Source organism: Paenibacillus sp. FSL R5-0470 (assembly GCF_037975205.1).
Taxonomy (GTDB): Bacteria; Bacillota; Bacilli; order Paenibacillales; family Paenibacillaceae; genus Paenibacillus_AQ.
Window position 1 is genome coordinate 2,749,419 of the sequence record NZ_CP150238.1, and the last position, 20,352, is coordinate 2,769,770.

Consider the following 20,352-nt stretch of genomic DNA (forward strand, 5'->3'; position numbering starts at 1 on the left):
TCATGTTACAATGTAAAAAAAGAGCTAGATCAATAAACTCTAAATATAGAGATGTACAGAACGGGAAGGTGTTTTTAATGGCGATACGTATGATCGTTAAGGAACCGGATGAAGTGTTGCACAAAATAGCAAAAGAAGTAACTGTAGTTACACCTAATGTTAAAAAATTGTTAGATGATATGGCTGATACGATGTATGACGCTGAAGGTGTAGGGCTGGCAGCTCCACAAGTTGGTATTTTGAAGCGCCTAATTGTGGTGGATGCAGATGAAGAGCACGGGCTGATCAAAATGATTAATCCGGAAATCATCGGTACAGAAGGGGAGCAGCTAGGACCTGAAGGATGTCTTAGTATTCCCGGATTGAATGGTGATGTACGCCGTGCAGAGACAGTAACCGTGCGTGGTCTTAACCGTGAAGGAAAAGAAATTACCATTACCGGCAGTGGTTTACTTGCACGGGCTTTTCAACATGAGATTGACCATCTGAACGGAGTACTGTTTACCGATATCGCTGAGAAAGTATACGAGATGACAGCTGAACGCAATGAGACTGAGGAGTGAGGATATGAAGATTGTATTCATGGGAACCCCAGCCTTTGCGGTACCAAGCTTGCAAATGCTGATGGATGAAGGCTATGAAGTTGTAGCAGTCGTCACCCAACCGGATCGACCGCAAGGACGTAAAAAAATCTTGGCTCCTTCACCAGTTAAAGAAGCCGCATTATCTCTCGGTTTACCTGTGCTCCAACCTGAACGGATGCGCAAGCCTGAGGCTGTCGCAGAGCTAGCTGCATATGAGCCTGACCTGATTGTTACAGCTGCTTATGGTCAAATTTTGCCTAAAGCTGTATTAGATTTACCGCGTAATGGTTGTGTGAATGTTCATGGTTCACTACTTCCTAAATACCGGGGTGGCGCACCGATTCAACGTAGTATCATTAACGGTGAGAAGGTTACCGGCGTTACTTTGATGTATATGGCTGAAGGACTTGACACTGGAGATATGATCTCGCGCGTCGAGGTGGCTATCGAGGATGAGGATACTTCCGGCACGATGTTCGAGAAGCTTAGCCTTGCTGGACGTGATCTTTTGAAGTCTGAAATGCCGCGATTAGTAAACGGCCTTGTTCAAGCGACCCCGCAAGACGACAGTCAAGCGACCTTTGCTCCTAACCTAAATCGTGAGGATGAGCGTTTGGATTGGAACGCTGGCTCACGTGATAACTATAATCGAATTCGTGGATTAGTACCTTTTTCCGGTGCGTTTACGCTTTGGAATGGAGAGACCTTCAAAGTATGGGCTTCAAAAATTCCTGCTGAGCAGAAATCAACTGATAGTGCGCCAGGAACGGTACTTTCGGTCACTGAACATGGTGTCGAGGTTAAGACAGGAGACGGAAGTCTGCTGCTAACTACGGTTCAACCTGCTGGTAAGAAAGCGATGAGTGCTGCGGATTTTAGCCGTGGCGGTGTTATGAAACCAGGGACGGTGCTAGGTTGAGCGCGGGCGGTAACGGTGCGGGCCGATCAGGAGTGAGTCATAGCTCTGGCAATAAAAATAGTAACGATCATAAAGCAGTGAGTGGTAAAAAGGGCAGTAGCGGAAATAAAGGTAAAGCTGCTACAGCTTCTGCCCGCGATATCGCTCTTGATATCCTGGTTAAAGTCGAACAACAAGGGGCTTACAGCAACTTATTGCTGAACAGCAGTCTGCAGAAGTCTGCACTCAGCAGAGAAGATGCTGGACTAGTTACAGAGCTTGTCTATGGTACCATCTCTCGGATGAATACACTTGATTATGTGCTCGAGGAATTTGTTAGCAAAGGGATCGCTAAATTGCAGCCCTGGGTGCGTAATTTACTGCGTCTAAGCTTATATCAAATTATGTACCTGGATCGCATACCATCTCATGCAGCTGTAAATGAGGCTGTTAATATAGCTAAGAAAAAGGGCCATCAAGGAATTTCGGGTATGGTTAATGGCGTGCTTCGTAGTGTGCTGCGCGCTGGAAATCTGCCGGTAATACCTGATGGATTGGGTCCTGCGAAACGGATATCTATTCAGTATTCCCATCCTATATGGTTAGTGAAACGCTGGATTACGGAGTATGGTGTTGACACTGCGGAAGCTATTTGCGCTGCTAACAATGAGCCACCCGCTGTCAGTATACGCGTAAATACTACGATGATTAGCCGTGAAGCCCTATTGAGTCAGATGATTGAACAAGGTCTGCAAGCTTCTGCTTCTGAAGTAAGTCCTTATGGTATTGTTGTAAAAGGCGGCGGTAATCTGGCTCTTTCATCCTGGTACCGGGATGGATATCTATCTGTTCAGGATGAAAGCTCCATGCTTGTAGCTGAAGCTGTTGCACCTGAGCCTGGAATGAGAGTGCTTGATTGCTGCGCCGCGCCTGGGGGCAAAACGGCCCACATGGGCGAGCTGATGAAAGATGAAGGATCTATTTTCGCTAACGATCTGCATCCACATAAAGCTAAGCTTATCTCGGATCAAGCTGCACGGTTAGGTCTCGAAAGCGTAGTAACAGGCAGTGCAGATGCACTGGAGCTTGAGCATACCTTAGAGCATCATTCCTTCGATAGAATTCTTTTGGACGCGCCTTGCTCTGGGCTTGGTGTAATCCGCCGTAAGCCAGATCTCAAATGGCGTAAGCAGCCTGAGGATGTTGTAAGTGTAGCATCACTGCAGGGTCAGCTGCTGCAGTCTGTTTCTAAACTGTTGAAACCGGGTGGTGTTCTGGTTTATAGTACCTGTACGACTGAGCAAACGGAAAATAGTGAGGTTGTAGCTGCCTTTTTGGAGCAAAATCCTGATTTCACTTCTATAACATTTGCTTCCCCGCTGTGGGGGAGATTGGAAGGTACTGCGCTGGCTGTAGGTGAGGGGATTCAGTTATTGCCACATCATTATGGCAGTGATGGGTTCTATATCTCCAAGCTTCAAAGAGTCTTGTAATATAGCAAATTTACTGACAATCGTTGTATCTTCCGCCCGCCGGGCTAACGTACGGCGGGCTATTTCTTTTACCGTCTCTGAAATTTGTGTTAAAATAGGAAGAATGAGAAATAATACGCATATCCTTATGAAAGAACAGGTGCTAATAATAATGAAACCTTTAATATATGATTTTTCTTTAGAAGAGTTACAGCAGTGGGCGAAAGATAACGGTGAGCCTGCTTTTCGTGGTGGACAGATTTTTGATTGGTTGTATGTAAAACGTGTAAGTGACTTCGAATCCATGAGCAATTTGTCTAAAGGACTTCGTCAGAAGCTGAACGAGCAATTCTCCATTGCAGCGCTCACTGAGATTACTAAAATGGAATCGAAAGATGGAACAGTAAAATTCCTGTTTGGATTGCATGATGATCATGCGATCGAGACAGTTATCATGAAACATAATTATGGAAATAGCGTTTGTGTAACAACTCAAGTAGGCTGCCGAATCGGCTGTACTTTCTGCGCCTCTACGCTTGGTGGATTGAAACGTGATTTGACAGCGGGTGAAATTGTAGCTCAGGTTGTACGCTCTCAACAGATCTTGGATGAGCGGGGTGAACGTGTCAGCAGTATTGTTATCATGGGTACTGGTGAGCCGTTTGAGAACTATGATGCAACAATGAGATTCTTGCGTCTTATGATTCATGAGAAAGGTCTAAATATCGGACAACGGCATATTACTGTTTCCACTAGCGGGATTGTGCCGAGCATTTATAAATTTGCAGAAGAAGATACACAAATAAATTTGGCGATTTCGATTCATGCACCTAACGACAAACTGCGTTCGAAGCTAATGCCAGTTAACCGCCGCTTTCCGTTTGATGATGTGATTGAATCTTTACGTTATTATCAAGCTAAGACGGGGCGACGGGTCAGCTTTGAGTATGCATTGATCGGCGGGGTGAATGATCAGCCGGAGCATGCTGAGGAATTAGCAGGTGTGCTTAAGAACATGCTGTGCCACGTCAATTTGATTCCAGTAAACCACGTGCCAGAGCGGAAATATGTACGTACTTCACGCAATGATATCTTTGAGTTTCAACGTATTTTGGCTGATAACGGCGTGAATGTTACCATTCGCCGTGAGCAAGGCCATGATATCGCGGCCGCATGCGGACAGCTGCGTGCCAAACATATGGAGTTGGGGTGAGGATATTTGATCAGAACAGTTCATGCCAGCGATATTGGCCGAGTGCGCTCTGTCAATGAGGATTCGGTCTGGATCGGCGCGACGCGCCACGGTTATACACTCGGCATAATTGCCGATGGGATGGGTGGACATCAGGCTGGTGAAACCGCGAGCAGGCTTGCTTTGGAGACGATGAGGAATACCCTAGACGGGCTCCTGCCTGAGCTTCAGGACGAAGCACTGCGTGATGCGTTATCAGCTGCTATTTTGGAAGCTAACAGCACTGTCTTCAAGGAGGCTTCCAGCGACGATAAGTACCACAATATGGGTACTACTGTCGTTGCTGCCCTGATGAATGGTTCAAACGGATATATTGGCCACATCGGAGACAGCAGAGCCTATTTAATAAAGGACAGTGCAGCAGTTCAATTAACCGAAGATCACACGCTAGTCAATGAGCTGTTCAAGAACGGTCAGATCAGTGTGGAGGAATTAGATAATCATCCGAGACGGAATGTGCTGACGAGAGCACTTGGAACAGATGCTGAGGTGCTGGTTGATTTAGCCCCTGTTACCCTGCTACCTGGGGAACTTTTGCTTCTCTGCAGTGATGGTTTAAGTAATTTTGTTAACAATGAGCATTTGGGCAAGGTAGCGGGAATACATGAGATACCGTTAGAGGAAAGAGCGGACCGCTTACTTCAGTTGGCACTGCTTGCTGGCGGCGGCGATAATATTAGCGTCGCTTTGTTAGAACATCATGGAGAGGCCGCTGTGCCCGAAACAAAGGAGTGGGATTGATGATCGGTCACGAACTGGGCGGCCGTTACCAAGTCATCGAACGGATCGGCGGAGGTGGAATGGCGCTCGTCTATAGAGCACATGACATTCTTTTAAACCGAAACGTCGCCATCAAAGTATTGCGTAATCAATTTGTTCATGACGAGGAATTTATCCGCCGTTTTAGGCGTGAGGCGCAATCAGCTGCATCTTTGTCTCATCCGAATGTGGTTAGTATTTACGATGTAGGACAAGAAGACGAAATTCATTATATTGTCATGGAATATATTGAGGGCAAGAATCTTAATGAAATTATAAAAGAACGAGCACCATTACAGGTTGACGAGTCCGTAAGGATCGCTTCACAAATCTGTGATGCACTTGATCACGCTCATCAGAATCAAATTATTCATCGGGATATTAAACCACATAATATATTGATCGGGCGCAATGGCCGGGTGAAGGTAACGGATTTCGGTATTGCTCGTGCGGTAACATCTACTACCATTACTCAGACAGGCTCTGTAGTAGGTTCCGTTCATTATTTCTCACCAGAGCATGCTAAAGGTGTCTCAACAGGAGAGAAATCCGATCTGTATTCATTAGGGATTGTACTCTATCAAATGCTTACCGGAAGTCTTCCATTCTTAGGGGAGAGTCCGATTAGCGTAGCTCTAAAGCATCTGCAAGAAGAGTTTGAAGAGCCAAGGCTCATAAATCCACTTATTCCGCAAAGCGTTGAGAATGTAATTCTAAGATCGATGCGTAAAAATCCGGAAGAGCGTTATCAGTCTGCAAAGCAAATGCTGCAGGATTTAGAAACCTGCTTGTTGCCGGAGCGCCGTAGTGAAGCAAAAGTTCTTTTTAACGATGAGGAAGACGAGGATCGAACGCGGGTAATACCAGCGATTAAACCGATCCAAAGAAGCAATGGAAATCGTAATCATCGCCACGACCGGATGGATAATGATGAAGATGATGATGACGATCCGGTACCTGTGAAAAAAGGTAAAAAACAATGGACTAAACCTGCATTATGGATTGGTTTAACTTTAGTGTTACTGCTGGCTATGGCCAGTCTCGTGTGGTACGTTAAATCCCAATTAGTTGTTCCTGAGGTATCGGTTCCATACGTGGTCGGTAAACAGCTGGAACAAGCGAAGACTGAACTTGAGGATTTGGGGCTTGAGGTTGCTGATCCTATACTGTATGACTACAGTCCGAATTTCGAAGAGAATGTGGTCATGAAGCAAAGTAGGGAAAAGGACGCCAAAGTGAAAAAGGGAGCCTCCCTAATACTAACTGTGAATACGGCGAAACCATTAACTAAGATGCCAGATGTTACAAATTTAAGCTTTGACGAAGCGGTTAAAGCGCTAATAGCAAAGGGTGTACCCCAGAATCAAATTAAGAATGAACCTCTCTTCGATGAAAATACGGCGGTGGGTAAGGTTGTAAAATCAGACCCAGCCATTGACAGCGAGTTTGATCCAGAGACGGTTTCAATCACCCTCTACGTTAGCAAAGGAGAAGAAAGTGTCACGATGCCAGACCTCATCGGTAAGACGGAGAGTGAAGCTAAGGCGCTTTTGGAAGAATCTAAACTGGTCCTCGGAGATGTAAAGGAAGAATCCAGCTTCACAGTTGATGAAGGTAAGGTAACGAAGACTTGGGCTTATGAGAAAGGTACCTCTGTTCCACCTGGAACAGCGATTACGATTTACTTAAGTACAGGTTATCCACCTGAAGCCCTGAATTATACCTTTAATGTACCAGTAGCTCCTGCACAGGATGGAAAGAAAAGCAAGATTCGAATTGAATTCGTTGATGCGCGCAATAATGGTGAAAAACAAGATTGGGGAACGCGTACCATTGGAAAGAGCCAAGTGTTGTCCGTTAATCTAGTGCTTGCTCCGAATAAAGATGGCTCTGTTATTGTTACCCGAGATGGTGTGCTTTTAGACACTTATGTGATTCCATATATTGATGCGAAGAATGGCACGGTGCAAGAACCTGAACCACCGTCGGTTCCGACTCCGCAGCCGACTCAGACACCGATAGATCCTACACCTACTGCTGAACCGACCATTGAGCCTGAGATCCTGCCTCCAAGTTCAGACAACGAAGGGTCTACTAATACTGGATCAGTCAATCAGACGGGATTCCTTACTAACAATTCGGTGAATAATGAATCGACCAATAGTGTTAACAACAAGAACAGTAATAAAAATGATGACAAGCATAATAATAAAAACAAAGACAAATCTAAAGATAAAAGCGATAACTAATCAGGGCAGAAGTGCTTGAATAGTTGTGGCAGCGAAGTGACCCGGGGATGTTCAAACTTGGGTCATTTTCGCAAAATCAGGAGAGGAAGGCTCACTATGTATGCCTGAAGGAATAATAGTAAAGGCGTTAAGCGGATATTATTACGTAAAACCGCTTCGTGAAGGATTAATTGCAACAGAGGAAGTTTCAGTTCAATGCAGAGGCCGAGGCATACTTAAGAAAAAGGGGATCGCTCCTCTTGTAGGTGACCGCGTGATCTATATGCTGACTGAGCATGGTGAAGGGATGGTGGATGAGCTTCTCCCTAGAGAATCTGAGTTAATTCGTCCACCTGTAGCGAATGTAAGCCTTGCCGTTCTATTATTTTCTGTGCGGGAGCCTGATATGAACCTGAATCTATTGGACAAGTTCCTAGTTCATATTGAGCACTCGGGACTGGAACCCTTAATCGTTCTGACCAAACAGGATTTGGCTAATGATAATGGTGAAGCCACTAAGTATGTTAAAGAGCTCTATGAGGATATTGGTTATGAAGTGATGGTTACAAGCTCAATTACAGGAGCTGGCAGTGATGAACTAAGAGAGCGGCTTACTGGTGGTATTAGTGTATTTGCCGGACAATCTGGGGTAGGAAAGTCGACCTTATTGAATCGTATTGTGCCAGGACTTAAACTGGAGACAGGTGAGATCAGCTTACGTCTGGGCCGTGGTCGTCATACTACCCGCCATGTAGAATTAATGGATATTGGCGGGGGCGGCTTTGTAGCGGATACCCCTGGTTTTAGTCAGCTTGATTTTCTTGAGCTTGGGGTTGAAGAGCTCTCTACTTGTTTCCGTGAATTTGCTAACTATGCTGGGGATTGTAAATTCCGTGGTTGTAGTCATCAGCATGAACCAGGCTGCCGAGTTATCGAGGCATGGAAAGCTGGGAATATCGCTGATAGCCGGTATGAACATTACAAATTATTTTTTAATGAAATGAAAGATAAAAAGCGGAGGTACTAAGTCATGATACGAATTGCACCATCTATATTGTCTGCCGATTTCGCAAGTTTAGGTTCAGAGGTTGCAGAAGCTGAGGTCAGTGGCGGGGATTGGATCCATGTGGATGTAATGGACGGGCATTTTGTGCCGAATATAACGCTTGGTCCACCAATTGTAAAAGCGGTCTCGTTACATACCAAGCTTCCACTAGACGTTCACTTAATGATTGAGTCTCCAGAACGTTACATTTCTGATTTTGCTGCCGCAGGCGCTAGTGTGATTACTGTTCACGCTGAGGCTTGCGTTCATTTACACCGTGTGGTGCATCAGATCAAGGAATTGGGTCTTAAGGCAGGAGTAGCTATTAATCCTGGCACTCCGGCATCAGTGGTGCGTGAGGTGCTTGAGGATGTGGATATGATTCTCGTGATGACCGTCAATCCTGGCTTTGGAGGTCAAGCATTCATTCCTAACACTTTGCGCAAAATTACTCAAATTAGAGAATGGGCGAATGAAGTCAATCCAGATCTACTTATTGAAGTCGATGGTGGTGTTTCGGAAGCTACAGCGCCATTGGTTGTCAGTGCAGGGGCGGATGTTTTAGTTGCAGGAAATGCAGTTTTTGGCCGGAGTGATCGTGCTGCAGCGATCCTTGAGATTCGAGAAGCAGCCGAAGCGGCACTTCGTTAAAAAAATAGGCTATTACGACTAAAGGTATAGGCCAAGTCCTCGACGCATAAATATGGTTACATGAGCAGAAATCTCATGTAGCCTTTTTTGTTTTGGCAGGGAGGACTGCAGTACGTTACCGTTAGAACAAGAAGAAAGTCTCCTGCGTACGGCATGAATTGATGGGAGGGTAAACCATGAAATTTTACACGTTTAAGCTGCCAAGGTTTTTGGGAGGTTTTGTTAAAGCGATTTTGAACACATTTCAGAAGAGTTGATCTTGGGCTTGGAACAGAAAAGAAAACATGAAAAAAAGCACCTTACAAATGTAAAGGGTGCTTTTTGCTTCATATGAGTGATCGCTCGGTCTTTAAAATTGCAAAAGACTAAACGCGTTCAACTTTACCGGCTTTCAAAGCACGGGTGCTGACGTACACGCGTTTTGGTTTACCGTTCACGAGGATACGGACCTTCTGAACGTTAACTCCCCAAGAACGACGGTTGCGGTTATTGGCGTGAGACACGTGGTTGCCGCTGCTCGGTTTCTTGCCTGTTACTGCACATTTGCGGGACATAGATTACACCTCCTTATTCCTAACACCTGCATAAAACAATACTTATCTATAATATCACAGCAAATTTTGCTACGTCAACCGATTCAAAAACATTTATTTCTTTTAATACTTATAGTACAATGTAAATTAGTGCATTATGTCCTGTTAATCATAGAATGATTAGGCATGAAGTTAGGAAGGGGAATTCTCAATTGAGTAAGCGTTCTATAAACGGAACAGATTTTACCGCTATGGTATTGGCTGGAGCGGATAAGCTGCAACAGCATGCAGAACACGTCAATTCCCTAAATGTTTTTCCGGTTCCAGACGGAGATACCGGAACTAACATGAATTTGACGATGACCGCAGGTTCGAATGAATTGAAGAAAAATAATACAACGTCTGTCGGTCAATGTGCAGGTGTACTCTCTAAGGGCTTGTTAATGGGCGCACGGGGGAACTCCGGTGTTATTTTATCTCAATTGTTCAGAGGATTTAGCAGATCTGCAGCTCAACATGATGAGCTAAACACACAGCAATTTGCTGCTGCACTACAAAGTGGAGTGGACGCAGCCTATAAAGCAGTTGTAAAGCCTGTAGAAGGAACTATTCTTACAGTGGCAAAAGAGGCTGCAAGACATGCTGTCTACTATGCTCGCCGAACTACAGATGTTACAGAGCTCATGACAGAGGTATTGGCCAAAGCAAAGGAAGCCTTAGCCTATACACCGGAACAATTGCCTGTCTTGAAGCAAGTCGGTGTCGTAGACTCTGGCGGTCAAGGACTGGTCTATATTTATGAAGGGTTTCACCAGCATCTGACGAGCGGAAGCTCCGGTGTGTCTGAACCTGTAAAAGGACAACCTCAGGCACCAGTCGTGCCAACACCGGTACCGGTGTTAAAGAAACCTGAAAGCGAACTGTCTTCCGTACAGTCTTCTGCGCAATCACAGCTTTCAACAGAGGACATAGAATTTCTATATGATATGGAGTTCTTCATTAATCGCCAGTTAGGTGGTAACGTGAGAACGGACTTTGATGAGGAAACCTTTAGGAAAGCGTTGTCAGTAAATGGAGATTCCATTATTGTAATTTCGGATGATGAAACCATTAAAGTGCATGTGCATTCCAAGGCTCCAGGTGAAGTTTTGAATCTGGCACTCCTCTATGGGGAAATTACGCAGATTCATATTCTCAATATGCGTGAGCAACACCGTGACTTGTTAACTGCAGGTATGGATATTGCACCTATGCCAGATGTTTTCGCGGATATGCCGGATGAGCAGAGCCGTGTACAATCAGCTCCAGCTGAACCACCAGCAGATGATTTGGCGCCTTACGGCTTCATCGCAGTATCATCAGGCGCTGGGATTGCAGATATTTTCAAAAGCCTCGGTGTGGACGTAGTCCTAGCTGGAGGTCAGACTATGAACCCTAGCACAGAGGATTTCGTGAACGCGATTTCTTCCATCTCTGCGAAGCATGTTTACATTCTGCCGAATAACTCTAATATTGTTCTTGCCGCTCAGCAAGCTAAGGAGCTCTTGGAAGGCGAACGTGAGATTACAGTTATTCCAAGCAAGAGCATTCCTCAAGGAATCGCTGCAGCCTTCGCGTTCCAAGAAGAGGATTCCGTGGAGACTAATTCTGGGAACATGCTAGAAGCAATCTCACAGGTCAAGTCAGGACAAGTAACAAATGCTGTCCGTGATACAAGCTTTGATGATCTGGAGATTAAATCCGGGCAATTTATCGGAATTTCGAACTCCAAAATTGTCGCTGCCGCAGATGATCTGTTAGCTGCAAGTCAAGCGCTGCTGTCCAATATGCTTGAGAATGGCGATGAAATCGTTACGATCCTTATTGGAGCAGAAACTGATTCTGAGGTCACAGATTCCTTAAGCGAGTGGCTGGAAGAAACTTACCCGAATGTGGAAGTTGAGATTCATGAGGGTGGCCAACCCCTTTATTATTATCTTTTCTCCGTAGAGCTATAGGTAGATGCTTAGGGTTCTATAACAGTTCAGGAGTAACTTGCTAATTACGTAGTTGGCAAAATTATAGTATGGGGGAGATAATCCATGAATCGTACCATTATCGTCACCGACAGCACATCTGATATCCCGCCAGCAATGGCGGAAGCGTATGGCATTGAGGTCGTCCCTTTGACCTTGATGTTCGGCGAAGAGGCTTTCCGGGACAATCTGGATATGACGCCGGAGCAGTTCTATGAGCGACTTCCCCGCTCGTCACAGTTGCCGACTACTTCTCAACCCTCACCGGTTGAATACATGAATGTGTATCGAGATATTTTGGAACGTTACCCGGGAAGTCCTATCCTTTCGTTTCATATTTCTTCTGGACTAAGCGGTACGTACCAATCAGCACTATTGGCTAAATCGATGTTGGAGGAAGAGGGAGAAGGGATCACTGTAGTAGATTCTCTCTCCGCTTCTTACGGTTTTGGATTTATGGTGGTGGAAGCCGCCAGATTGGCTGCTGAAGATAAGAGTCCCGAAGCGATTCTTGAAGCTGTAGAAAGTCTGCGCCAATCTCGTAAGCTTTACTTCTTGGTAGATACACTTGAATATTTACAAAAAGGCGGGAGAATCGGAAAGGCCTCGGCCATTCTGGGAACGCTTCTTAATATTAAGCCGATCCTGTCTATTGATGCAGAAGGAATAATATATGCGGTGGAGAAAGTTAGAGGCCGTAAGAAGGCTATTGCCCGTATGATTGAATTATTTAAGAAGGATATTCAAGGTGTAGACAAAATCAATGTGGCCGTGGGTCATACGGCTGAACCGGCTTCCGGTGAAGAGTTCCTGAAAGAGCTGTCAGGACATTTTACACTAGAAGAGAAAGTGCTGACGAACGTCGGCCCTGTCGTGGGCAGCCATGTCGGAAACGGTACGTTAGCTGTATTCATTTGGCCTGCAAAATGAGGGATGAATATGACACTGTCATTAAATCAAATTGAAGTAAAAAACATAACTGGCGTGAGTGCTCAAAAGCAAAGCGAGCTTCACGCCTTTGGCGTCTTTACAGTAAAGGATTTGTTAGAGTATTATCCGTTCCGTTATGAGGATTATCGCCCGCGCTCGCTGAGTGAAACCAAACATGGGGATAAAGTGACTACAGAGGCTAAAGTGATCGGTATCCCTGTACTGCAACGTTTTGGAGGCAAGTCACGACTTAGTTGTAAAATGGTTGCTGAGCCTTGGATGTTCACAGCTACATGGTTTAATCGTCATTACGTGCGTGAGCAACTTACTGTGGGAAGAGAAATTGTACTCACAGGTAAATGGGATCAGAAGCGAAATCAAATTACAGTGACGGATTTTGAATTCCCCGATCGTGGGGAAGGGAAGACAGGGACTCTACAGCCGGTCTATTCCGTCGGTGGAAAGATCACGCAGTCGTGGATCAGGAAAAGTATTAATCAGGCGCTTCAACAGTATGGAGATTTAATTCCCGAGATACTACCACATTCTATTATGCGGCAATATGATTTTATGCCCCGTAAACGGGCGATTGCTACCATTCATAGGCCAGAGGATACGCGTGAAGGGCAGCAGGGACGCCGCAGGATGGTGTATGAGGAGTTGTTTCTGTTCCAGTTGAAGATGCAGGCATTCCGGGTACTCAATCGCGGTAGGATGGATGGTGTAGTTCATACTGTAGATAACGCAACCGTGCGCCAGTTTGTTCGCAGCTTACCTTTTGAGCTTACAGATGCTCAGAAACGAGTGGAGCTGGAGATCTTACATGATCTGCGATCACCATATTGCATGAATCGACTGCTTCAAGGTGATGTGGGTTCCGGCAAAACGGTACTAGCTGCCGTCGCGCTTTTTGCCACCGTGCGATCTGGTTTTCAGGGTGCGCTTATGGTGCCCACTGAGATTTTAGCAGAGCAGCATATGCGTTCACTTACGAAGATGTTTGAGCCGTTTGGAATTACGGTTGGTCTGTTAACAGGGAGCGTAACTGGACGGAAACGTAAAGAATTGTTAGCTTCACTACAAATGGGGATGCTCGATATTGTTGTAGGAACGCATGCATTGATTCAGGAGGATGTATTTTTCCGTGATCTGGGTCTTGTAGTTACGGACGAGCAGCATCGGTTTGGTGTAAACCAGCGAGGTGTATTGCGGCGTAAAGGATATAATCCGGATGTACTTACGATGACTGCAACACCTATTCCACGTACACTTGCGATCTCTGTTTTTGGAGATATGGATGTATCCACGCTGTCGGAAAGACCGAAAGGCCGAGTGCCAATAACTAGTTATTGGGTCAAGCATGATCTCATGGATCGTGTCCTAAATCTGATTAAGCGTGAAATAGAGCTGGGACGTCAGGCTTATCTGATCTGTCCGCTCATTGAAGAATCGGAGAAACTGGATGTACAGAATGCTATAGATTTACATATTCAGATGAGCCAAGCTTTTCCTAACTATAAAGTTGGGCTTTTGCATGGAAAGATGTCTCCAGCTGAAAAAGATGAAGTGATGCGAGCATTTTACAACAATGAACTGCAACTCTTAGTATCCACAACGGTTGTAGAAGTGGGTGTAGACGTTCCTAATGCCACGTTGATGATTATTATGGATGCAGACCGGTTCGGATTATCACAGCTGCACCAGCTTCGTGGACGGGTTGGTAGAGGTCAGCATGCCTCTTATTGTGTACTAGTGGCTGATCCGAAATCTGAAATCGGGCGTGAACGAATGACTGCTATGACGGACACCGATGATGGATTTGAGATTTCGCGGAGAGATTTGGAGCTGCGTGGTCCAGGTGATTTTTTTGGAACCAAGCAGAGTGGATTACCGGAGTTTCGCTTGGCGGATATGACGGCTGACTTTGAAGTGCTGGAGCAGGCGCGTGATGATGTGGCAGAGCTGCTTAAGGATGAGAAGTTCTGGACATCTCCTGAATATGCACCTCTTCGGCATTATTTACAAGGCGAGCAAATTTTCCAAGGGGAATTAATTGACTAAGTAGGCACATCTAGCTCCTAAGCCTCATATACTGTGAAAGATTGGATATGACGGGAGGTGCTACACTTGGGTTATCAACAATTCGGAATTAGCCCTCAGCTCGTGGAACGCATCAAGCTGAAGATGAAAAACGCGACTGTCAAAGATCGTATTAAAAATATGATTAACGGCGTCTCGAAACAAGAGCTACAGGACACGGCAGTTGTTCGCAGGTTGGTACGGAATGCGTCAGGTGTACTGAACGAGAAACTGACCTCGACGCAGGAAGACCAAATTGTGAAATTTATTATCGCTCAGAAAATTGATCCAAACAACACCTTCCACTTGATCCGTTTGTGGGGAATGTTCCGTTAGGAAAGTGTGCTAGCGAGTATAGGCTAGATCTTAGGTCTAATTCTCAGCTAGCTAAAGGAGTAGAGGCTGTATCAAAAGTAGTGAATGCTGCTTTTGATACAGCTTTTTTTTGTGTGAATCAAGGATGAATTCTAGGGAAAAGCAGACAAACAAACGCTGGCTCATTAACGTTGATAAACGAACGTAGATTGACAAGTGCTGACTGACCAATGCTGATTAACGAATGTAGACTAACCAATAATTTTCCGGTGAAATTCCTGCAAAAGTACATCTTTAGATGATACGAGGAGGGTTAAAGTATTGATTCCTGCAAATCTGCAGGAATTCTTGCATCAGAAGAAGCCTTCGAGCCATAAATGAGGATATTCCTGTACATTAGCAGGATTTGGGCTTAATGGAGCTGATATCTGAGCCAAAAGATGTACTTTTGCAGGATATCGCAATTCCAGCGAAAGAACCTCGGTTGATATCGCAAAAGTAGCGCTCCCCCCATACACGGGAGAAACGCTATTTCTATTACGTGGAATCATAAAGGTTACCTTCAAACAAAGAAGACGTAATCATCCTACTCATCGTACTGCCCTATTAGTTAGGATGGCAGGTTACTCAATCTTTGATCACTGGCAGCTGATTTGAGCACAATTTGGCTGTCAGGATCACAATTAAGAACAATGGTCCGCAATTGATGTTCTTCCATTTTGTTGATGAGACAAAACAATGTGCTCAGCTCTCCATTTTGCCCGGAGCCTTCAGCAAGCCCAACTTCTCGATTTAATGAGTTTTCGAGAGCTTCCTGGATATCCATGCAACTATTGCTGGTAATCCATGCAGCGCGTGAATCGGATAACCCTCGGAGTGAGAATCTCACACCTTCGAAGGCCAATAAGTAAGCAATAATGGAGTACATGGCTTGCTCCCAGCCAAATAGTGTGCCTGCTATAAGCAAAATAGCACAGTTCAGAATCATGATGACGACTTCGGTTGACTTTGGCGGTCCACCACTTAGAAGTGAATATCCTTGATCACTTGCATGTTTGTTCACACCACCAAATCGGACAGATATACCGATACCGAGTCCTAAACAGATGCCACCTGCCATAGCAGCAGGTAAAGGATCACTAATCACTGCAGGAAAACGGTGTAGAGCAAGAGAAGCGATGGTCAAGCAAGCTAATCCTAGAACAGTATACAGAGCAAAGCGAAGATTCACTTGCTTTCGAGACATGAAAATAAAAGGTAGATTGAATAGAAAAAGAAACAATCCCAGCCGCATTTCAGTGGTATGAGCGAATAATGCCGATAAACCTGTGATTCCACCAACTACAAGCCCATGTGGTATGAGAAATAACTCTAATCCTACTGCGGCAAGTAGTGCTCCTGCAATAACGGTTAGAACTCGGAATACTGAATTTTTACGTAATTGTTTATGTTGTGTTGTCTTAGTCTGCAATGTTTTTCCTCCTTTAGCAGGGGAAACAACTTTATTCATTTCGTAGGTAGCGACAGCTTTTTGGGATAATTTTAACAGCATGTCACTTCTTTAATTTATATACTGTATCCAATAATTTATAGATCCATTTTGATTCCTATGCTAGAAGTAAGTTTGCATAACAAATTTTTACCGATTCTCGTTAAATCCGATTCTCTATAATCCATGAAAGTCTAGCCTACATTTAGGTGTCTTATAATTATTTCGCTTTCTTCGAATTTTTATCAATGGAAGTTCTAAATGACCCTCAGTAACAATCATTTAAGATAGAGATGAAATTCGCATTGCGTGATATTAGAAAGTGAGAAGTGAATTTTAACAGGTACAGTCGCAGTCGAAGCAAGAATTTATAGATCACAGGACGGAATACAAAAGAAAGCACAGGGAGTATCGCGGCTACCGCAATAGATTTAGTTCCCCACTGTTCAGTTATTTTGATGGCTCCTATTTGAGGAGTTATTTGGGGTACCGTCCTTACGGGAGCTATAAACTTTCGCTCGAAGCGTTCAATTTCGGTTGTCGTTGATTCTTGCTCCGTAGTGAATAATCCGCCAGACCAAACCGGTGGAAAAGAAAACATCATTCCCAGAATTAGGACTATACGAAGAAACCAAAGTAGTGACAAGCGCGCTATATATTGCACCGAAATAACACCTCCCAACTGTATGTAGTATAAAAAGCATACCATACCTTATCATTTGATTCCAAATTGTTTTGTGAAAAAAATTCATTTGAAAACGATGAAAACAAGAAACCGAACGGGAAAAATGACGTATTTCGTAGAAAAGAAGACTTTTATTATCTTCTATCAGTCAGGAGGAATGAATTTGAGCGAATGGCAGGATTTTAACGGTTTTGATAAACGAAGCTTTTTCGGAAGTTTCATTCATGAGATGCCCCTATTTTTTAAATTATTTGCTTTGTTTATTCTAGGTGTTTTCGTCTTTATAATTTATAAATCAGTGAGAAGCTGGATAGCCAACAACGCAAGTCCCTTGATAAAAGCTAGCTCTAAAGCTGTAACGAAACGGACTGAGGTATGGGGTGGATCGGGTGAATCGAGCGCACATACTAGTTATTATGTGACGTTTGAGTTTGAAGATGGTGGACGCTTGGAATTGCAGGTTCGAGATCAGGATTTTGGTCTGATTGTAGAAGGGGATCGAGGAGAACTCCTTTATCAAGGGACTAGATTCAAGAGCTTTGATCGAGTCAAGCAGACGGAACAGCTTAATTTCTAAAATTGTACATAACGTTCTAGAATCACCGTGCCTTTTTTGGGTAAGACTCATATGAGAGGTTTTACCAGAATCTCAATCCCGGAAGGAGGCTATTGTCTTGAACTCAAATGATCCAAAATCGCAGGGGCAGGTACCTTTTCATACACTAAGTGAGGAAGAAGTGCTCAAAAGGCTGGAAACTAGGAAAGATGGTTTGTCTTCCGGTGAAGCCGCTAAACTTCTGGAGCAGTATGGGAAGAACGTACTTCAAGAAGCAAAAACCAAATCTCTGCTAGGAAAATTTATTGAACAATTTAAAAATGTAATGATCTTTATTTTGCTAGTGGCGGCAGTATTGTCTGGGGTTTTGGGAGAATGGACAGATACAGTCATTATTTTGTTGGTAGTCATCCTGAATGCGGTACTTGGCGTTATTCAGGAAAATAAGGCAGAGCAGGCGCTAGATGCCCTGAAAAGTATGTCCTCTCCGCATGCCAGAGTGCGACGTGGAGGACAGGTCTCAGAGATTAAAAGTGAAGATCTCGTACCTGGGGATATCGTATTGCTGGAAGCTGGAAATGTAGTTCCGGCGGATATTAGACTGTTAGAAGCTGCTTCTTTGAAAACAGAGGAAGCCGCATTGACCGGAGAATCATTACCTTCAGAAAAGAAGATAGGTGTGCTTGAAGGAAGCGATATTGTTATTGGGGATCGCACCAATATGGCTTATATGAGCAGCAATGTAACTTACGGTAGAGCGGTTGGTGTCGTCACAGCTACAGGAATGCAGACTGAAGTCGGCAGGATTGCTGGGTTTATCTCGGAGGAAGAGAATGATGTAACACCGCTGCAAAAGAAACTGGATGAACTAGGAAAATATTTCACCTTTATTATTCTTGGTGTCTGTGTAGTCATTTTTGCCGTCGGTATATTTGAGGGTAGAGAGCTGCTGGATATGCTTCTCACCTCGATCTCACTTGCAGTAGCAGCGATTCCTGAAGGGCTGCCAGCAATTGTGACGATTATCTTGGCACTCGGAGTGCAGCGGATGGCTAAACGTAAAGCGATCATTCGCAAACTCCCCGCTGTAGAAACGCTCGGAAGCACCGAAATTATTTGCTCTGACAAGACAGGTACTTTGACTCTAAACAAGATGACTGTCGAAAAAGTGCATGTCAATGGAACTACGAAAGAAGCTGCTGAAGGCCTTGAAGGGACACCGGGTGGTGAACTATTGCTTCAGGCTATGACGCTTTGTAATGATTCCAGCATTGACGAAGGAAATTCTTCTGAAGAACCTGGAGGGAATAAAGGAGCTAAGGACCCACAAACTAAGAGTGGTAAAGCGATTATCGGGGATCCAACGGAAACAGCGTTAGTGGACTACGCGCTCAGTATAGGTACTGACAAAAGGGATTTAGAAAAGAAATTCCCACGTAAAAATGAACTGCCATTTGACTCCGATCGCAAGCTGATGACGACGATTCATGAAGTTGAGAACGGACGTTATCGTGTGTTAACGAAAGGTGCACCAGATGTGCTTTTGTCCAAATGCAGCCATATCTATGTGGATGGAGAGATCGTTCCTTTTAATGATGAACATTCACGACATATCATGGAAAGTAATACAATGCTTGCGAATGATGCACTGCGGGTGCTGGCATTTGCTTTCAGAGATGAACAGCAGCTACCGACTAACCTCTCCCCGGAAGCTACGGAGAAAGAACTTGTATTTATCGGTTTAGTCGGTATGATTGATCCTCCACGAGAGGAAGTACGGGATGCGGTAGCTATCTGTCGTAAAGCGGGGATTAGACCTGTAATGATTACAGGAGATCATCGAGATACTGCAGCGGCCATTGCTAAAAGATTAGGTATTATCGAAGATGAGACAGGCGTATTGACCGGCAGTGAGCTGGATAAATTCAGTGAAGAGGAATTTGCTGAGAAAGTCACTAATTATTCGGTTTATGCACGTGTATCTCCTGAACATAAAGTTCGGATCGTTAAGGCGTGGAGGAAAAAAGGGAAGATTGTTGCCATGACGGGTGACGGTGTGAATGATGCTCCTGCGCTTAAATCATCAGATATCGGCGTCGGGATGGGCATCACAGGAACGGATGTAGCTAAGGGCGTCTCAGATATGGTGCTAGCTGATGATAACTTTACGACCATAGTTGTTGCTGTTGAAGAAGGACGGAAGGTTTACAGCAATATCCGTAAGGCCATCCAGTTCCTACTCTCAGCCAATCTTGGGGAAGTGCTTACGCTATTCATTGCAACCATGATCGGCTGGCGGATACTCGAGCCAATTCATATTCTGTGGATTAATCTTGTTACCGATACCCTACCGGCATTAGCTCTTGGGCTTGAGAAGGCGGGGGATGATTTGATGTCGAAGAAACCACGCAAAGCCAGCAGTAGTATCTTTGCTGGTGGCGTGGGAATCGGGATCATCTACCAGGGTATATTAGAGGCGGCGCTTACGCTGTTTGTATACCAGTGGGCACATACCCATTACACTGAGGGAATTGCGGTTACGATGGCATTCGCCACATTAGGATTGCTGCAAATTTCTCATGCATTTAACGTCAGATCCAATACGAAATCGTTGTTCCAGATTGGCTGGTTCAGCAATCGGTATATGCTGTGGGCATCACTGATCTCTACACTTATGCTGGTGCTGGTGATTATCATCCCAGGACTGAATGACTGGTTTGGTGTCTCACATTTAAGCGGGTTACAGTGGGGAATTGTAATTGCTGCAGCACTGGCAATTATAGTGATTGTAGAGTTTGTAAAGCTGTTTGTACGTTTAAGTGGCAAGGGCAAGAATTGGGATTAAGAATACCGCTTTATGC

18 protein-coding genes are annotated in these 20,352 nt (G+C 44.6%); 15 read left to right on the plus strand and 3 right to left on the minus strand.

All coding sequences use genetic code 11. The annotated features are described in order from the left end of the window. Positions 1 to 77 precede the first annotated feature (77 nt). From def to spoVM, 9 genes are all read left to right on the plus strand, one after another. Positions 78 to 563 (plus strand): peptide deformylase, encoded by a 486-nt coding sequence (gene def, locus MKY99_RS11890; protein ID WP_042126884.1) that lies wholly within the window; start codon positions 78 to 80, stop codon positions 561 to 563. A 4-nt stretch (positions 564 to 567) separates the two neighbouring features. Next, positions 568 to 1,503 carry a methionyl-tRNA formyltransferase gene (gene fmt / locus MKY99_RS11895; RefSeq protein WP_149644189.1) on the plus strand — a complete coding sequence of 312 codons (936 nt, stop codon included), beginning with the start codon at positions 568 to 570 and terminating at the stop codon, positions 1,501 to 1,503. A 77-nt stretch (positions 1,504 to 1,580) separates the two neighbouring features. Next, positions 1,581 to 2,975 carry a 16S rRNA (cytosine(967)-C(5))-methyltransferase RsmB gene (gene rsmB, locus MKY99_RS11900; protein WP_339271603.1) on the plus strand — a complete coding sequence of 465 codons (1,395 nt, stop codon included), beginning with the start codon at positions 1,581 to 1,583 and terminating at the stop codon, positions 2,973 to 2,975. Positions 2,976 to 3,126: 151 nt separating this feature from the next. Further along, positions 3,127 to 4,167: a 23S rRNA (adenine(2503)-C(2))-methyltransferase RlmN gene (gene rlmN, locus MKY99_RS11905; protein ID WP_042187390.1), complete on the plus strand. Its 1,041-nt coding sequence runs from the start codon at positions 3,127 to 3,129 to the stop codon at positions 4,165 to 4,167. A 6-nt stretch (positions 4,168 to 4,173) separates the two neighbouring features. Next, the gene (locus MKY99_RS11910; protein ID WP_094868546.1) at positions 4,174 to 4,947 is read left to right on the plus strand and encodes a Stp1/IreP family PP2C-type Ser/Thr phosphatase; all 774 of its coding nucleotides are present in this window, start codon (positions 4,174 to 4,176) and stop codon (positions 4,945 to 4,947) included. Then, complete coding sequence (pknB, locus tag MKY99_RS11915; protein ID WP_339270647.1) at positions 4,947 to 7,214, plus strand: Stk1 family PASTA domain-containing Ser/Thr kinase; 2,268 nt, start codon at positions 4,947 to 4,949, stop codon at positions 7,212 to 7,214. The genes MKY99_RS11910 and pknB overlap by 1 nt, the downstream gene beginning before the upstream one ends. Positions 7,215 to 7,314: 100 nt before the next feature. Then, positions 7,315 to 8,220: a ribosome small subunit-dependent GTPase A gene (gene rsgA, locus MKY99_RS11920; RefSeq protein ID WP_042187397.1), complete on the plus strand. Its 906-nt coding sequence runs from the start codon at positions 7,315 to 7,317 to the stop codon at positions 8,218 to 8,220. Positions 8,221 to 8,223: 3 nt separating this feature from the next. Further along, on the plus strand, positions 8,224 to 8,889 hold the full coding sequence (gene rpe, locus MKY99_RS11925) for a ribulose-phosphate 3-epimerase (RefSeq protein WP_339270649.1): 666 nt from the start codon (positions 8,224 to 8,226) through the stop codon (positions 8,887 to 8,889). 176 nt (positions 8,890 to 9,065) lie between these two features. Continuing rightward, positions 9,066 to 9,146 carry a stage V sporulation protein SpoVM gene (gene spoVM / locus MKY99_RS11930; protein ID WP_020431362.1) on the plus strand — a complete coding sequence of 27 codons (81 nt, stop codon included), beginning with the start codon at positions 9,066 to 9,068 and terminating at the stop codon, positions 9,144 to 9,146. A 108-nt stretch (positions 9,147 to 9,254) separates the two neighbouring features. Here the strand turns inward: spoVM and rpmB are convergent, their stop codons facing one another. Continuing rightward, complete coding sequence (gene rpmB, locus MKY99_RS11935; RefSeq protein WP_036686205.1) at positions 9,255 to 9,443, minus strand: 50S ribosomal protein L28; 189 nt, start codon at positions 9,441 to 9,443, stop codon at positions 9,255 to 9,257. Between the two features lie 191 nt (positions 9,444 to 9,634). Between rpmB and MKY99_RS11940 the strand changes: the two genes are divergently transcribed. From MKY99_RS11940 to MKY99_RS11955, 4 genes are all read left to right on the plus strand, one after another. Continuing rightward, positions 9,635 to 11,419, plus strand: a complete 1,785-nt coding sequence (locus tag MKY99_RS11940) for a DAK2 domain-containing protein (RefSeq protein WP_339270651.1) — start codon at positions 9,635 to 9,637, stop codon at positions 11,417 to 11,419. An 84-nt stretch (positions 11,420 to 11,503) separates the two neighbouring features. Beyond that, a complete protein-coding gene (locus tag MKY99_RS11945; protein ID WP_076282908.1) occupies positions 11,504 to 12,367 on the plus strand; it encodes a DegV family protein in 864 nt (287 codons plus the stop codon). Between the two features lie 9 nt (positions 12,368 to 12,376). Further along, entirely contained in the window at positions 12,377 to 14,428 is a 2,052-nt protein-coding gene (gene recG, locus MKY99_RS11950) for an ATP-dependent DNA helicase RecG (RefSeq protein ID WP_076282907.1), read from the plus strand. Positions 14,429 to 14,494: 66 nt separating this feature from the next. Continuing rightward, positions 14,495 to 14,782, plus strand: a complete 288-nt coding sequence (locus tag MKY99_RS11955; RefSeq protein ID WP_042187408.1) for a stage VI sporulation protein F — start codon at positions 14,495 to 14,497, stop codon at positions 14,780 to 14,782. 589 nt (positions 14,783 to 15,371) lie between these two features. On the opposite strand, the gene MKY99_RS11960 is transcribed toward MKY99_RS11955, so the two are convergent. Together MKY99_RS11960 and MKY99_RS11965 are read right to left on the minus strand one after the other, a co-directional pair. Beyond that, positions 15,372 to 16,232: a YitT family protein gene (locus tag MKY99_RS11960; RefSeq protein WP_339247458.1), complete on the minus strand. Its 861-nt coding sequence runs from the start codon at positions 16,230 to 16,232 to the stop codon at positions 15,372 to 15,374. A 286-nt stretch (positions 16,233 to 16,518) separates the two neighbouring features. Further along, positions 16,519 to 16,914: a hypothetical protein gene (locus MKY99_RS11965; RefSeq protein ID WP_149644195.1), complete on the minus strand. Its 396-nt coding sequence runs from the start codon at positions 16,912 to 16,914 to the stop codon at positions 16,519 to 16,521. 184 nt (positions 16,915 to 17,098) lie between these two features. On the opposite strand from MKY99_RS11965, the gene MKY99_RS11970 reads away from it, so the two are divergent. Together MKY99_RS11970 and MKY99_RS11975 are read left to right on the plus strand one after the other, a co-directional pair. After that, positions 17,099 to 17,512 (plus strand): DUF2500 domain-containing protein, encoded by a 414-nt coding sequence (locus MKY99_RS11970; protein WP_231573434.1) that lies wholly within the window; start codon positions 17,099 to 17,101, stop codon positions 17,510 to 17,512. Positions 17,513 to 17,609: 97 nt separating this feature from the next. Beyond that, complete coding sequence (locus MKY99_RS11975) at positions 17,610 to 20,336, plus strand: calcium-translocating P-type ATPase, SERCA-type (protein ID WP_339270658.1); 2,727 nt, start codon at positions 17,610 to 17,612, stop codon at positions 20,334 to 20,336. Positions 20,337 to 20,352: the final 16 nt, after the last annotated feature.

Bases quoted from the DNA above. Each gene is read 5' to 3' on its own strand.
- recG (WP_076282907.1), top strand. From the start codon at position 12,377: ATGACACTGTCATTAAATCAAATTGAAGTAAAAAACATAACTGGCGTG.
- rsgA (WP_042187397.1), top strand. From the start codon at position 7,315: ATGCCTGAAGGAATAATAGTAAAGGCGTTAAGCGGATATTATTACGTA.
- def (WP_042126884.1), top strand. From the start codon at position 78: ATGGCGATACGTATGATCGTTAAGGAACCGGATGAAGTGTTGCACAAA.
- pknB (WP_339270647.1), top strand. From the start codon at position 4,947: ATGATCGGTCACGAACTGGGCGGCCGTTACCAAGTCATCGAACGGATC.
- spoVM (WP_020431362.1), top strand. From the start codon at position 9,066: ATGAAATTTTACACGTTTAAGCTGCCAAGGTTTTTGGGAGGTTTTGTT.
- rpmB (WP_036686205.1), bottom strand. From the start codon at position 9,443: ATGTCCCGCAAATGTGCAGTAACAGGCAAGAAACCGAGCAGCGGCAAC.
- rlmN (WP_042187390.1), top strand. From the start codon at position 3,127: ATGAAACCTTTAATATATGATTTTTCTTTAGAAGAGTTACAGCAGTGG.
- rpe (WP_339270649.1), top strand. From the start codon at position 8,224: ATGATACGAATTGCACCATCTATATTGTCTGCCGATTTCGCAAGTTTA.
- fmt (WP_149644189.1), top strand. From the start codon at position 568: ATGAAGATTGTATTCATGGGAACCCCAGCCTTTGCGGTACCAAGCTTG.
- MKY99_RS11945 (WP_076282908.1), top strand. From the start codon at position 11,504: ATGAATCGTACCATTATCGTCACCGACAGCACATCTGATATCCCGCCA.